Source organism: Nocardiopsis sp. iso_238 (genome assembly GCF_056173325.1).
The window spans coordinates 1,126,320-1,141,195 of the sequence record NZ_CM149668.1 but is presented as its reverse complement, the minus strand read 5'-3'; the positions used below and the strand labels follow the sequence as shown (position 1 = coordinate 1,141,195).

Here is a 14,876-nt window from a genome sequence, read left to right as displayed (position 1 = left end):
GCGTGTGGGCGCGGCCCCCTCGGGGAGCCGCGCCCACACTCCGGTGTCCCTCAGCCGTTACTTGGCCGTGGGGTCACCGTGGCACTTCTTGTACTTCTTGCCGGAGCCGCAGGGGCACGGCGAGTTGCGGGCGGTGCCCGCGTACTCGTCGTCCACCGTCTCGCTGTGCCGCTCGACGGTGCCGTCCTCGCTCGGCGCGGAGTACTGGAGCTTGTTCGGCTGGTCCTCCCCGAACCCGGGTACCACCACGTCCTCGGGAGCCTCGGCCTCCTCGGACGGGGCGTCCGCCCCGGCGGCCTCGACGTCCTCGTCCACGGCCGTGGCCACGGCGGTCGCCCCGGAGGAACCACCGACGGTGGCGGCGGTCTGCGCGGCGGCGGCGGCCGTCAGCGCGGGCTCCTCCTTCTTGCGGACCTGGACCTCGACGTTGAAGAGGAAGCCGACCGACTCCTCCTTGATCGCCTCCAGCATCTGCTGGAACATGTCGAAGCCCTCGCGCTGGAACTCGATCAGCGGGTTGCGCTGGGCCATCGCGCGCAGGCCGATGCCCTCCTGGAGATAGTCCATCTCGTAGAGGTGCTCACGCCACTTGCGGTCCATGACCTGGAGGATGACGCGGCGCTCGACCTCGCGCATCGCCTCCTCACCGAGGTCCGCCTCACGGGCGTCGTAGGCGGCCTTGGCGTCCTCGACCACCTGGGTGGCGATGAGCTCGCCGGTCAGGGTGTGCAGGTCACCGTTCTCCTCGACGAACTCGTCGACGGTGAAGCTGATCGGGTAGACCTGCTTGAACGCCCGCCAGAGCTTGTCGAGGTCCCAGTCGTCCGGGTCACCCTGGGCGGTCTCCTCCACGACGTAGCCGCGCAGGACCTCCTCCAGCATCTCGATGACCTGGTCGCGCAGGTCCTGGCCCTCCAGCACCTTGCGGCGCTCGGAGTAGATGACCTTGCGCTGGCGGTTGAGGACCTCGTCGTACTTGAGGACGTTCTTCCGGATCTCGAAGTTCTGCGTCTCGACCTGGCCCTGGGCGGAGGCGATCGCCTTGCTCACCATGCCGGACTCGATCGGCTGGTCGTCGGGGATGTTCAGCTGGTTCATGAACACCTCCAGACGACTGGAGTTGAACAGACGCAGCAGGTCGTCCTGGAGCGACAGGTAGAAGCGGGACATGCCCGGGTCACCCTGACGTCCCGAACGGCCCCGGAGCTGGTTGTCGATGCGGCGCGACTCGTGGCGCTCGGTGCCGAGCACGTAGAGCCCGCCGGCCTCGACGACCTTCTCGTGCTCCGCCTCGAACTCGGCGGTGGCCTTCTCCAGCGCGTCGGGCCAGGCCGCCTCGTACTCCTCCGGGGTCTCCAGGGGGCTCAGGCCACGGGCCTGGAGCTCCTCGTCCGCGAGGAAGTCGGGGTTGCCGCCCAGCATGATGTCGGTACCGCGACCGGCCATGTTGGTGGCCACGGTGACGGAGGCGAGCTTGCCCGCGCGGGCGATGATCGACGCCTCACGGGCGTGGTTCTTGGCGTTGAGGACCTCGTGCGGAACGCCCTCGCGCTTGAGCATCCGGGAGAGGAGCTCGGACTTCTCGACGCTGGTCGTACCGACCAGGACCGGACGTCCCTCCTCGTGGCGCTCCGCGATGTCCTCGGCCACGGCCTGGAACTTGGCGTCCTCGTGCTTGTAGACGACGTCCTTGACGTCCTCGCGGACCATCGGCTTGTTGGTCGGGATGGGGACCACGCCGACGCCGTAGGTCTGGGTGAACTCCGCCGCCTCGGTCTGGGCGGTACCGGTCATGCCGGACAGCTTCTCGTAGAGGCGGAAGTAGTTCTGGAGCGTGACCTTGGCGAGAGTCTGGTTCTCGTCCTTGATCTTGACGCGCTCCTTGGCCTCGATGGCCTGGTGCATGCCCTCGTTGTAGCGGCGACCCGCCAGGACGCGACCGGTGAACTCGTCGACGATGAGGACCTCACCGTCCTTGACGATGTACTCCTTGTCCTTGCGGTACAGCTCCTTGGCCTTGAGGGAGTTGTTGAGGAAGCTGATCAGCGGGGTGTTGACGGCCTCGTAGAGGTTGTCGATCCCCAGCCAGTCCTCCACCTTGGCCACACCGGACTCGGTGATGCCGACGGTGCGCTTCTTCTCGTCGACCTCGTAGTCGGTGTCCTTCTTCAGGCGGGGCGCGATCTTCGCGAACTCGGCGTACCAGCGCGAGTTCTGCTCGGAGGGGCCGCTGATGATCAGCGGGGTGCGCGCCTCGTCGATGAGGATGGAGTCGACCTCGTCGACCAGGGCGAAGAAGTGGTCCCGCTGGACGGTGTCCTTGAGCGAGAGGGCCATGTTGTCGCGCAGGTAGTCGAAACCGAACTCGTTGTTGGTTCCGTACGTGATGTCGGCCAGGTAGGCCTTGCGACGCGCCTCGGCGGTCATCTGGGGGCCGACGACGCCGACCTCCAGCCCGAGGAAGTGGAAGATGCGGCCCAGGTTCTGGGCGTCGCGTCGGGCGAGGTAGTCGTTGGTCGTGATGACGTGCGCGCCCTTGCCCGCGAGCGCGTTCAGGTACACCGCGAGGCTTCCGGTCAGGGTCTTGCCCTCACCGGTCTTCATCTCGGCGATGTTGCCGAGGTGCAGGGCGGCCGCGCCCATGATCTGAACGTCGAAGGGGCGCTGGCCCAGAGTGCGCTTGGCCGCCTCACGGACGGTCGCGAAGGCCTCGGGGAGGAGGTCGTCGAGGGACTCCCCCTCCTCGTAGCGCTCCTTGTACTCCTTGGTCAGGTCGCGCAGTTCGTCGTCCGAGAGGTCGACGTAATCGTCCTCAAGGGCGTTGACCTGGTCCTTCAACTTCTTGAGCCGGCGCAGGATCTTACCTTCACCCGCGCGCAGGAGCTTGTCGAGTATGCCTGGCACTTCCTATGCGCTCCTCGCAGATCGCGGTTGGCTCCACCGAGGGGGTGGAGAGTCAGATCTAGGCCCGCTGACCGCTTCCCTTGGCCACGGAGGTCAGGGGTCAATCCTGGGTCCTCGGGCCTACATCCTAGAGGACCCGGAACCGCTTCCCGTCCTCTGGACAAACGAGCGGGACGGGCCTGGATGTTCCCACCTTTTTCGTGATCATTCGTGCAGAGTCGCGCATTGTTCCGGGTAGTTCAAAGGGAGAGAGCGGTGGTTTCGGCGGACCCTTTCAGCCGGTTCGGGCGAATCTCCACCGGACGCGACCGTGTTCCCAGGGGGACCACATGCGAACCAGAAGAGAGCGTGAACCCGCCGAGGCATCCGACACCGGAACTCGACTGTCGAGGACCCCGGACGACGCCGTCGACGAGTTCCTCCACGGGCGGCGCCCGACCGTGCTCGGGCCCCGCGACGACGAGGACCCGGGGCTCGCGTGGGAGGCGTACCGGCCCACGGACGAGGAGAAGGACCGGCACGGGCACATCCGGGGGTTCCAGCGCCAGGGCGGTTCGCTGGCCCCGACCAACGGTCACCGGGGAAGCGCGGCGTCGTGGGCCTGCGTGGCCCTCGCCGTGGTGGGGTTCGGCCTCGGCGGTCTGGCCCTGGTCCTGGGCGGATCGGTACCGCTGCTGGTCGCCGGGGCCGTCCTGATGGTCGCCGCCGCCGTCGTGGCGGTGGTCTTCGACATCCTCACTGACGTGGTGCTGGATCCGCCGCGCCTGGAGTCGGAGGAGCCGCACCAGACCCCGCTGCACCGGATCAAGCACCCGCGCAGGGCCTGACACGGCACGCGTCGCGGCGGGCCGCTCGGGCCCGCCGCGACGTGTGTTCAGCCCACCTCCGTGCGGGGGTGTCGGGGACGAGGACCGCGTGGACTAGTCCACGAGACGAAGGACGCCGTAGTTGAAGCCCTTGCGCCGGTAGACGACGCTCGGGGTGTCCTTGACCTCGTCATGGAAGAGGTAGAAGTCGTGTCCGACGAGTTCCATCTCCATCAACGCCTGGTCGATGCTCATCGGCTTGGCACGGTGGAACTTCTCGCGCACGACCACGGGGGTGTCCCCCTGGGTGTCGAGTTCCACGAACTCGTCGGAGAAGCGGCCGTCGAGTTCGACGCCGTCGATCGCCTCCTCGTCACCGCGCTGGGCCGGGGGAGCCTTGGTGACCGTCTGGACGGACGAGGGCAGGTCTCCGGGGAGGTTGGCCGTGGCGGCCGCGACGGAGACGGGAGTGTGGTTTCCGCGGTGCACCTTGCGGCGGTCCGCGGACTTGCGGAGGCGGGCCTCGATCTTGTCGATCGCGAGGTCGAGAGCGCCGTGACGGTCCACGGACGCGGCCTCGCTCCGGATGACCGGGCCGTCGGAGTGGATGGTCAGTTCAACCCGCTCGCGGACGTCAGCGAGCTTGGGGTTGCGCTCCTGGGACACCTCCACATCGACGCTCATGCCCTTGCGCTCCCACTTGGAGAGCCTGTCGAGCTTGTTCTCGACGTGCTGTCGGAACTTCTCACTCACACCAGTGCGTCGACCTTTGACGATGATGTCCATAGGACCCCCTTCATCGCGTGGCCGTCGTGAAGGCGACGGCCAGGCTGGCTCTGCTCCCCTCCCACGGCGGGGAGGGTGTGACGCGTCAGCCCTCCTTCCGTTCGTGCCCCGTTCTCTTGGGGGGCACCGCTCGGTTGGAAATCCGTATACCCATCAGAGGCAGGGTCATCACGCGCCCCAGGGACACGATTGGCCGGGGCCTTCGGATGGGAAAGAAAGAAATTTGACTCGTTTGGGGTGATTCGCCCACCAGACGGCGAAGACCGGGCGGGATCGGTCAGGGCCCGGGAAGCTCCGGGGAGGAGAGGGCCGAGGTGGTGTCGGGCCGTGGGGAACCGTGTGGGGGCCCGCCTCCCCGGGACCTGCGTCCCGGGCACGGCGAACCCCCCAACGTCGGTATGCCACCCGTCCGGCCGACCTGGTCTTCGTCCCCACATCCGCCTGCTGAGAGTGTCGCCGCTCTTGTACGCGACTACTGCTCTTCTCCCGGTCATGAGGGACATCGGGACCCTCAGCGGGGCAGGGCTTACCTCTAAGGCGCACCGTGATCGGTCGACGAAAAGTCGCCTTACGTGGGCCGTTTCGCCTGCGCCTGGCATCGGCTTGCCGGATGCGCTCCACGGTGTTCCCGGGAGCACTGAGTATCCGGCGCAACCACGGACCCGGACGGGTGCCATACCTGGACCGTAACCTGTCCCAGCGCGGATGTCAGGTAGCGAACGGGGTACCAAGCGGTCGACAAGCGCCGCAAACCCCTGCGAACAGGCATGTTTCGCCCGATCAGGGGGGTTTGTAAAACCTTCTTTCCGGCCCGGCCCCCGACCCCGAACCGGGTCGGCCCGGAACCCGGTCGCGCTCCGCGAACACCAGGACACCCACCACCCGGGCCCCCGCCGCGCGCAGGGCGCGGGCCGCCTCCTCCACCGTCGCCCCCGTGGTGAGGACGTCGTCGACCACGACCACGCACCGCCCCCGCAGGTCCCAGCACCCGATGGGCGGCCACAGAGTGGCCACCAGGCCAGCCGCAGACCCCGACCCACCTCGCGGATACCCCCGACCCCGCCGACTCCACCACGGCCCGCTGAACCGCCCGCGCACAGTCACGGATCCGTCCGGACCACCGCACGGCGTTCCCGTGGGCCCCGCGTCCGCATCCGCCCTCGCGGACCCCTCACCGGCGGACGGACGCCCCGTGCCGAAGCTCTCGGATTCCGGTCGCCCGCGCGCCGCAACGGGGCCCCTCACCCGATCGCCCGACGATTCCACGGGATCCAGGGCCGCGCGTGTCATCGCGGCCCCCTCACCCGCACAGGACCCGTGTACCGGGCCTGATCCGCCGGTGATCCGACGCCCCGCCACGAAGCCATCGGATTCCGGTCGCCCGCGCGCGGTCAGAGAACCGTCCGAGCGGTCGCCCGACGTTCCCGTCGGCCCCTCGTCCGCATCAGTCCTCGCGGGCCCCTCACCGGCGGACGGACGCCCCGCGCCGAAGGGACCCGGTTCCGCACGACGAGAACCTGCACGGGACCCGATCCGGAGCCACCGCCCTCCGGGGGGCCGGGGCTCGGCGGTGAAGACGCCCACCCGGTTCACCAGGCGTTCCGCCCTGCACAGACCCACCTGCGGGCGGGCGCGGCGGGCGTAGCGGAGCACCGGGGCCACCCCGGCGGTGGCCGTGGGTCCCGCATCGTGGGCGCAGGCCCGCGCGAGCCTCAGGACGGCGCCGCGCCCGGACCGCGCCCCGCGCCCCGGGACGGGCACCAACAGCGTGTCCGGGGCGGCCCAGCCCGAGGCCCGGTAGGCGACGGCCAGCCTTTCCCCGAGGAACCGGGTCAGGCGGTGTTCGCCCCGGTGCTTGAAGGCGAGCAGGACACGGCGGTGGTGACCCGCGTACGGTCCGGCCGCCCAGGTCGGCGGGCGGCGCCCGCCCGCCTGGCGCGGCCGGTGGTCCAGCAGGGTGCGGCAGCGCGCGCACAGCGGGTCGCCGGGACCGGAGCAGCCCGCGCAGTCCCGGCGCTGCACGAGTTCCGCGAGGGGGTCGAAAAGGGTGGCCAGGCGGCGCGACGCGCGCACGAGCGCGCCGAACCACCGCCGCCCGGGGGAGGCAGGGTCCATACCTCCAGCTTGGGTGGGGCGGGGCCGGAGCGCCAGTGCGGATGCGCGGGCTGTGGACAACCGGTCCGGGAGTGGTCAGCCCGGGAAGGTGGGCGAACCGCCCTCCACCACGTTCTGCCAGTTCAGGGGGTCGTTGGACACCCAGATGTTGCCGTCGTCCGAGCCCGCGAGCAGGGGTTGCCCGGGCGCACCGGAGATGGTGATCATCCCGGCGACCGGGGCTCCGGCGCTGGCGGCGGGCGTCCCGCCGTCCAGGGAGACGAACAGCGCCTGGGTGGTGCCGCCGTCCCGGCTGCCGAGGACCACCAGCTGGTCGCTCGAACGCCAGGCGATGCTGGTGATGTTCTCCAGCTCCTGGTCCGCGAGGCTGATGAAGGCGCCGACGGACACCTGGCCGTCCTCGCCCTCGACCACCCGGCCGACCTGGAGCGAGCGCACGCCGTCCCGTTCGGTGACCACGGCGGCGCGGGCGCCGTCGCGGGAGATCCTGAAGTGCACCAGCGACTGGTCTCGCAGGCCCCTGACCTCGGCCTCCACGACCTCCTCGCCGTCCCGGAGCAGCCAGAGCGCGGTGTTCCCGGGAGCGGGCGGGTCCTCCTCCGCCGGGCCGGTGCCGGGGTCCTCGTCGTCGCGGGGCCCGTCCTCCTCCTCTTCGTCGTCGGAGCGGCCCTTCTCCCCGGTCTCCTCGACCACCCAGAGGTTGCCGTTCACGTCCCAGGACAGCTCGGTGAACACGCCGTCGCTGAGCACCTCCTGGGTGTGCGCGCCGGGGCTGGCGAAGCTGGTGACCACCTCGCGGCCGCCCAGGGTGATGCCCGCGATGGTGCTCTCGTCGAGCGAGACCGCGAACCGGTCCAGCTGGACCTCTCCCGCGCCCAGGGGGCCGGGGACCCGTTCGGCGTCGTTGAAGTTGTCGGCGTCCCAGTCGGCCGCCGACCAGAGCTGGCCCTCGTGCGTGTAGTAGGCGTGCACGCCGGAGAAGGTGGCGCCGGGGCTGACCCTCGCCCAGTAGTCGCTGCCCGGCCGGGGGCGGTCGGAGCTGTCGCCGTCGGACTGCGGGAAGCTCACCTCGTCCCCGTTGATCCTGAGGGTGAACTCCTGGATCTCGGGGAGCTGGCGCAGGGTCCAGGCGATCTGGGCGCCCATGCCGTACTCGTCGGCGTCGGTCTGCCCGTTGATGTCGATGACCGCGCGTTCGGTGTCGATCTCCAGTTGGGGCGCGGTCCCCTCCGGGAAGGCGGAGAGCACGGCCGGGGCCAACCAGTCGGTGGGGCCGCCGATGAGCTTGCGCAGCAGGCGCTCGGCCAGCTGGTCGGTGCTCACGGGCAGGTACACGGGGTCCGGCACCAGGGCGGTCCCCGCCGGGTTGAAGAAGTACAGGTTGAACGGCCGGTAGGTCCGCTCCACGTCCAGCTGGCTGAGGATGATCTCGTCCGGGAGGTCCTGGATGCGCCACTCGCCCTCGGGGTCGTCCTCCTCCTTGGCGAGGGTGAAGGTCTCCTCCAGCATGGTTCCGGTCTCGGCCGGGACGTACTTGCCGCTCTCGTCGATGCTGGCGATCTCGTTGCTGCGGATGCGCACGGTGGCGCTGAGGCCGTCGGAGGAGACCTCGGAGTCCATGTCGACCGCGTCGAGGTCGGAGAACACCCGTACGGCGGCGTCCGGGGTCCACTCCTCGCTCTGCTCGGGGAGCATGTAGCTGCGGGCGGCCTTGTGGTCCTCCTCGAAGCTGCCGAGGTCCTTGAGGAAGCCGTCGATCAGGCCCTCCGGTTCCACGCCGGGCTGCGGTCCGGCGGGCAGGAGCCGCACGTAGCCGCCGTAGGGGTCGCCGGAGCTGTCGCCGCCCTCACTGGGGACGACGGGGCCGGTCATGGGAACACTCGCACAGGCCGCGAGGGACACGCAGGCGAGCGTTCCGGCCGCGATGGTGCGCGCGGCCCGGGCCAGACGTCCCGGGCGCTCCACGTCGCTCACAGCACCTCCTCCTCGTCGGGTCCGAACCGGCCCCGCACGTCCTCGGCCGCGTTCCCGCCGTCCTTGTCACCGAAGGGCGGGTAGTTGCGGCCCAGCGCGATCTCCGGCGGGACCAGGGGCAGCGGTGATCCGCGCAGTTCGGTGCCGGACTGGCGGGGCAGGGAGAGCCGGAACTGCGAGCCCTGTCCGGGCAGGCCCCAGGCCTGGAGCCAGCCGCCGTGCAGGGTGGCGTCCTCCTTGGCGATGGACAGGCCGAGCCCGGTCCCGCCGGTGGTGCGCACCCGGGAGTAGTCGGCCCGCCAGAAGCGGTCGAAGCACAGGTGCTCCTCCCCCTCCTTGAGCCCCACCCCGTAGTCGCGCACGGCCACGGCGACGGCGTCCCGGTCCCCGGCGGCGGCCACCACCACGTCGCGCCCCTCGCTGTGCTCGATGGCGTTGACCACCAGGTTGCGCAGGATGCGGTTGATCCGCCGGGTGTCGAACTCCGCGACCACGGGGTCGGCGGGCAGGCGCAGGACCACCTTGATGCCCCGGCCCTCCGCGATCTGCTCGGCGTCCCCCACCGCCTTCATCACCGAGTCCCGGATGTCCGCCGACTCGATGCCCAGGGTGGCGGCCCCGGCGTCGTGGCGACTGATCTCCAGCAGGTCGGCCAGCAGTTCCTCGAACCGCTCCACCTGGCTCTGGAGCAGTTCCACGGACCTGCGGTGGGAGGCGTCCAGCTCCTCGCGGTCGTCGAACAGCAGGTCACCGGCCATACGGATGGTGGTGAGCGGCGTCCGGAGCTCGTGCGAGACGTCGGAGACGAACTGGCGCTGGAGCTTGGACAGCTCCTCCAGTTCCTGGATCTTCTCCTGGAGGTTGCCCGCCATGTCGTTGAAGGACATCGCGAGCCGCGCCAGGTCGTCCTCGCCCTGCACCGTCATGCGTTCGGTGAGGTCCCCGGCGGCCAGGCGTTCGGCCGACTGCGCGGCGGAGCGCACCGGTGTGACCACCTGCCGGGTGATCATGAACGCGATCAGCCCGAGGAGGATCACCAGCAGCACCGCGACCAGGGCGACCGTGCCCTGCACCAGGTCCAGGATCTCCTGCTCGTGCTGGAGCGGGAAGATGTAGTAGAGCTCGTACGCCTGGTTGATCTGGGCGCCCACGACCAGGGCCGGTTCGACCGAACCGTCCTCCATGTCGATGCGCGTGTACGTGTGGTACTGCTGGTCGAACACCTCGGACTGGCGGACCTGTTCGACCAGGCGCGGCGGGACGCTGCCCTCACCGGTGGCCCAGCCGAGCTCGTCGCTCACCGAGGGCAGGATGAACACGCTGTAGAGCCCGGTGTCGCCGCTGCGGCTGGTCAGCTCGCTGGCGACGTTGTTCAGGAGACGGTTGCGGTCACCGATCTCGTTCTCCTGGAGCTCCGCGAGCGCGTAGTTGAGCCCCGCGCGGTGGTCGTTGACCGCCGCGTTGGTCTTGGCGTCCAGCAGACCGCCGCGCACCTCGGAGATGAGCACGTACCCCAGCCCCGCCATGACCAGCAACGACAGGACCAGGGTCGTGCTGATCACCCGCAGGTGCAGGGAGCGGCGCCAGTTGGTGTGCACCCCGCGTACCAGCGCGCGGGCGGCGCGCTGGGCGAGGAGGTAGGCACGGGTCAGACCCGTGTTGTTGTCCCGCCAGCCGCCGCTCTCGGGCAGGCCGGGGGGAGGGGCGGACCGCTCTCCCTCGGAGTCGGCTCCCCTCCCCTCCTCGGGTTCGGACGCGGTCATGTGGGTCCAGAGCGGGTCAGGCGGTCCCGGCCTTGTAGCCGACGCCGCGGACGGTCACGACGACCTCGGGGTGCTCCGGGTCCTTCTCGATCTTGGCGCGCAGGCGCTGCACGTGCACGTTGACCAGGCGCGTGTCAGCGGCGTGACGGTAGCCCCAGACCTGCTCCAGCAGGACCTCGCGGGTGAAGACCTGGCGCGGCTTGCGGGCCAGGGCGACCAGCAGGTCGAACTCCAGCGGGGTGAGGCTGATCTGCTCGCCGTCGCGGCGCACGGCGTGCCCGGCGACGTCGATGGTGATGTCACCGATCTGGAGGACCTCGGGCGCGGGCTCCTCGGTGCGGCGCAGACGCACGCGCACGCGGGCCACGAGCTCCTTGGGCTTGAAGGGCTTGACGATGTAGTCGTCGGCGCCCGACTCCAGACCGAGGACGACGTCCACGGTGTCGCTCTTGGCGGTCAGCATGACGATGGGAACCCCGGACTCGGCGCGGATCTGACGGCACACGTCGATCCCGTCGGCCCCGGGGAGCATCAGGTCGAGGAGGACCAGGTCGGGCTTGGTCTCGCGGAAGGCCTCCAGAGCCTTGTCGCCGTCGTGGACGAACGAGGGCTCGAACCCTTCACCGCGCAACACGATGCCCAGCATCTCGGCGAGGGCGAGGTCATCGTCGACAACCAGTACACGTCCCTTCATCGGTGTGTCCGGCGCCAGGGTCCACCGCCTCGGAGGCGGGGGGTACCGGCGCCTACTCCTCTCTCCTGGAACACTCAAGCGGCGTCAGTGGTCGGTGCCCGTGATCCCCGGGTCGGGGAACGATCCCCGACTGGGGGACCGCGTTTCGCCTCCCCCAACCTTGCCAGCTTCGGACACTGTTGGAGGAGCGGTCAGCGGTGTTGGGCCCTTTTGGACCGTATTCGGTCACCGGCGGCGTCATCCCTGGCAAAGGAAGGCCCGGAAAGCTTCGTGACTTGGCCGGTTGGTAACAGAAAGCATACAAAAGGAATGAAGTGCGTGGGTTGCCTACGACACACTGCAAGGCCACTGAGAAGCGGTGGAACCGGCCGGTAGGTTGGTTTCCGACACGTCAGAATTGGCGCGAAAACGCTCGCGCGCAGTAACCGAACCTCACGGAGGGCGGGCAGATGAGCCAGGAGGACGACCACCGGGAGAGGCCGGGGGGCATCCCCGACGGTCCCGGAGGACAGGGGTCGCCCGATTCTGGAGACACCCCCGGGTCGGGCGGTTGGGCCGCCCCGGGGCAGGGGTCCCCCTCCGAACCGGGTGAGAGCGGTCCCACGCCCGCTCCCCCGCCGCCTGGCCACGGAGCCCCCGGCTTCGCGCCCCCCGAACAGGGCGCTCCCCCCGGATACGGCCCCCCGCCCGGCCAGGGCGCGCCCCCGGGGTACGGCCCGCCTCCCGGTCACGGCCCGCAGCCCGGGTACGCGCCGCCTCCCGGTCACGGCCCGCAGCCCGGGTACGCGCCGCCTCCCGGATACGGCCCCCAGGCCGGTCACGGCCAGCAGCCCGGCTACGGACCCCCGCCGGGGTACGGTCCGCCTCCCGGGTACGGACAGCAGCCCGGCTACGGCCCGCCCGGCCAGGGCGCGCCCTACGGGCACGCGGCCCACGGCCAGGACCCGAACGCCCCGCGGCCCGCACCCATCAAGCCCGGGATCGTCCCGCTCCGCCCGATGTCGCTAGGTGACGTCTTCAACGGCGCGTTCAGCTACGTCCGCCAGAACCCGCGGACCACCTTCGTGCTGTCGCTGATCGTCATGGCGGTCGCGTCGATCGTCGGCAGCGTCGCGTCGACCTGGGCCACGGGCGACTCCCTGTCGTCCCTGAGCACCCTCGACGAGATCATGGCGGACCCGGAGGCGTTCGACCCGGACGACCCGATGTTCGCGACCTCCCCGTTCGCGACGCTGCTGTCCTTCGCCGGCGCCCTCATCGTGCTGGTCGGAGGGGCGATCCTGATCGGCACGCTCTCCTCCGTGGTCGGTATGGCGGTGCTGGGCTACCGGCTCACCATCGAGCAGGCCTGGGCCTCCGTGCGCGGCCGGGTCGGCTCCATCATCGCCCTGGCCTTCATCAAGCTGGGCATCCAGATCGTCATCGGCGTCGTCGCGGCCATCGCCTTCTTCATCGCGCTCTTCATCGGCCTCATCGCCGGTTTCGGCATGGCGGACCCCGTGGCGGGCCTGATCATCGGGTTCCTCATCGTGTTCGTGGCGGCCGTGGCCGTCGGCGTACCGACCATGTGGGTCTGGGTCCGCCTCTACTACGCCATGCCCCTGGTCGTGCTGGAGCGGCTGGGCCCGGGCCAGGCCATGGCCCGCTCGTGGCGGCTCTCCCAGGGCGCCTGGTGGCGCACGTTCGGCTACTGGCTGCTGAGCGGGGTGATCGTGCTGGTGGTGAACATGCTGCTGGCCGGTCCGCTCGGGATCGCCCTCCCCTTCCTGTTCGAGGTCGACACCTTCGGCCCGATCCTGGCGGGGACCGTCAACTACGTGGTCACCGTGCTGATCTACGCCGTCACGCAGCCCTTCCTCGCCGGTGTGACGACCCTGCTCTACATCGACCTGCGGATGCGCCGTGAGGGTCTCGACCTCCAGCTGCACCAGATCGCCCAGCGGGGCCAGCCGGTGGGCTCGGAGGTCTACCTTCCGGGGTACCGCACGTGAGGGGCCCGCTCATCGCGCCCCTGGACGTGACCGGGGAGGAGGGTCGGCGGCGCGCCATCGAGGAGCTGTCCGACCCCCTCTACGGCAAGAACGAGCCCTCCCTCTTCGACCGGTTCCTGAACTGGCTCGGAGAACTCCTCGACCGCCTCGCCGCGGCGGGCGAGGGCGTCATCCCGGGCGGATGGATCCTGGCCCTCGTGCTTCTGGTCGTCGCGGTCCTGGTGATCGTCCTGATCGTCTACCTGCGTCCCTCACGCAACCGGAAGGCCGAGCCTCCCCTGCACGAGGGAACGGTGCGCACCGCCGCCGACCACCGGGAGCTGTCCGACCGGGCCGAGGCCCGGGGCGACTTCGCCGAGGCCGTGACCGAGCGGCTGCGGGCGGTCAGCGTGGACCTGGAGGACCGGGCGATCGTCGGCCCCCGCCCCGGACGGACCGCCACCGAGCTCGCCGCCGAGGCCGCCCTGTCACTGCCCGGTGAGGCCCGGGGGCTGGACGAGGGCGCCCGCCTGTTCAACGACGTGGTCTACGGAGACCGCCCCGCCACGGCCGATGCCGCCCGCACCATGCGTGAGCTGGACGTGCGGCTGAGCGCGGCCCGCCCCGTACTCGACGACGAAGGGTCCCGATGACGACCACCGCACCGGGGCCGGTCCCTCCGCGATCAGGCACCGGACGCCTGTGGCGCGCCAGCAGGCTGCCGCTCGCCGTCATCACCGTGCTGGTCGTGGCGGCGGTCCTGCTGTCGCTGGGCGAGGAGCAGTTCCCCTCCGGCTACCTGGAGCCCGGCAGCCCCGAACCCCAGGGGTCGCGCGCCTTGGCGCGGCTGCTGGACGAGGAGTCCGACGTTACCGTCGCCCGTACCTCACGTGAGGCCGCACGGGCGGTGGAGCGCTCCGGCGACGACACCCTCCTGCTGCTCACGCTCGACCACCGGCTGCTCCCCGAGGAGCTGGACACCCTCGCCGGGCTGGAGACCGACACCTTCCTCGTGCAGCCGTCGCTGCGCTCCCTCACCACCTTCGCGCCCGGCGCGGACGTGACCGGCCGGGCCCACGACGACGGCACCCGCGCCCCCGACTGCACGATTCCCGACGCCACCCTCGCCGGGGACGCCGGGGTGGCCGGTGAGCTCTACTCGGCGGAGCCCGGGACCGAGGCCCTGGGCTGCTACCCCTCCGAGGAGGGTTTCTCGGTGCTCCAGGTGGCCCGGTCCGACGGGTCCACGACGACGGTCCTGGGCACCGGCGCCCCGCTCACCAACCGCGACCTCGACTCGGCGGGCAACGCGGCGCTGATGCTCAACCTGATCGACGCGGAGCACGTGGTGTGGCTTCGGCCGGACCCGCCGCAGGAGGTCGGGAGCGCCAACCCGTGGGACCTGGTCCCGCTGGGCCTGCGCTGGTCGCTGGCCCCGCTGGCGCTGGCCCTGCTGCTGTTCGCGCTCTGGCGCGGACGGCGGATGGGCGCACTGGTCCCCGAGGCGCTTCCGGTCGTGGTCCGGGCCGCCGAGACCACGGAGGGCCGCGCCGGGCTGTACCAGTCCCGGCAGGCGCGCGACCGTGTGGCCGCCGCGCTGCGCGAGGGGTTCCTGGAACGGTCGGTGCCCAGGCTGGGCCTGAACGCGGACGCCGGTCCGGACGCCGTGGTGGCGGCCGTGGCCGCGCGGAGCGGGGCCGATCCCCAGTCCCTGGCGCCGTTGCTGTACCCGGCCGAGCCGGACCCGTACACGGCGGACGACGCCGCGATGACGCGGCTGGCCGAGGAGCTTGACCGACTCTCCGAGGCCCTGCGGTGAGCCCCGCGCCACCGCCCCGCGGACGAGAACAGACCACTGAGGTAT

General features: G+C 70.6%; 10 protein-coding genes. 4 read left to right on the top strand and 6 right to left on the bottom strand.

Annotation, left to right across the window (positions count from 1 at the left end; translation table 11 throughout):
- Positions 1-57: 57 nt before the first annotated feature.
- Complete coding sequence (gene secA / locus AC0VYL_RS05125; RefSeq protein WP_475459743.1) at positions 58-2,904, bottom strand: preprotein translocase subunit SecA; 2,847 nt, start codon at positions 2,902-2,904, stop codon at positions 58-60.
- A gap of 329 nt (positions 2,905-3,233) precedes the next feature.
- Between secA and AC0VYL_RS05120 the strand changes: the two genes are divergently transcribed.
- On the top strand, positions 3,234-3,731 hold the full coding sequence (locus tag AC0VYL_RS05120) for a hypothetical protein (RefSeq protein ID WP_475459741.1): 498 nt from the start codon (positions 3,234-3,236) through the stop codon (positions 3,729-3,731).
- Between the two features lie 93 nt (positions 3,732-3,824).
- Here AC0VYL_RS05120 and hpf read toward each other — a convergent pair whose 3' ends face one another.
- The 5 genes from hpf to mtrA form a co-directional block, all read right to left on the bottom strand.
- Positions 3,825-4,496 (bottom strand): ribosome hibernation-promoting factor, HPF/YfiA family, encoded by a 672-nt coding sequence (gene hpf, locus AC0VYL_RS05115; RefSeq protein ID WP_475459738.1) that lies wholly within the window; start codon positions 4,494-4,496, stop codon positions 3,825-3,827.
- A 780-nt stretch (positions 4,497-5,276) separates the two neighbouring features.
- A complete protein-coding gene (locus tag AC0VYL_RS05110; protein ID WP_475482462.1) occupies positions 5,277-5,510 on the bottom strand; it encodes a phosphoribosyltransferase family protein in 234 nt (77 codons plus the stop codon).
- A gap of 1,176 nt (positions 5,511-6,686) precedes the next feature.
- Complete coding sequence (locus tag AC0VYL_RS05105; RefSeq protein ID WP_475482461.1) at positions 6,687-8,585, bottom strand: LpqB family beta-propeller domain-containing protein; 1,899 nt, start codon at positions 8,583-8,585, stop codon at positions 6,687-6,689.
- Positions 8,582-10,348 (bottom strand): MtrAB system histidine kinase MtrB, encoded by a 1,767-nt coding sequence (gene mtrB / locus AC0VYL_RS05100; RefSeq protein WP_475459732.1) that lies wholly within the window; start codon positions 10,346-10,348, stop codon positions 8,582-8,584. Before mtrB ends, AC0VYL_RS05105 begins: the two co-directional genes overlap by 4 nt.
- A 16-nt stretch (positions 10,349-10,364) precedes the next feature.
- Positions 10,365-11,042 carry an MtrAB system response regulator MtrA gene (gene mtrA / locus AC0VYL_RS05095; RefSeq protein ID WP_014908694.1) on the bottom strand — a complete coding sequence of 226 codons (678 nt, stop codon included), beginning with the start codon at positions 11,040-11,042 and terminating at the stop codon, positions 10,365-10,367.
- Between the two features lie 449 nt (positions 11,043-11,491).
- Here mtrA and AC0VYL_RS05090 point away from each other — a divergent pair, with 449 nt between their 5' ends.
- Genes AC0VYL_RS05090 through AC0VYL_RS05080 form a run of 3 tightly spaced genes read left to right on the top strand, consistent with a single transcriptional unit; the run spans position 11,492 to position 14,831 of the window.
- Entirely contained in the window at positions 11,492-13,033 is a 1,542-nt protein-coding gene (locus AC0VYL_RS05090) for a DUF7847 domain-containing protein (RefSeq protein ID WP_475482460.1), read from the top strand.
- Positions 13,030-13,665, top strand: coding sequence for a DUF4129 domain-containing protein (locus AC0VYL_RS05085; protein ID WP_475482459.1), 636 nt, complete (start codon positions 13,030-13,032; stop codon positions 13,663-13,665). The genes AC0VYL_RS05090 and AC0VYL_RS05085 overlap by 4 nt, the downstream gene beginning before the upstream one ends.
- A complete protein-coding gene (locus AC0VYL_RS05080; RefSeq protein ID WP_475459723.1) occupies positions 13,662-14,831 on the top strand; it encodes a DUF4350 domain-containing protein in 1,170 nt (389 codons plus the stop codon). Before AC0VYL_RS05085 ends, AC0VYL_RS05080 begins: the two co-directional genes overlap by 4 nt.
- The last annotated feature ends 45 nt before the right edge of the window (positions 14,832-14,876 follow it).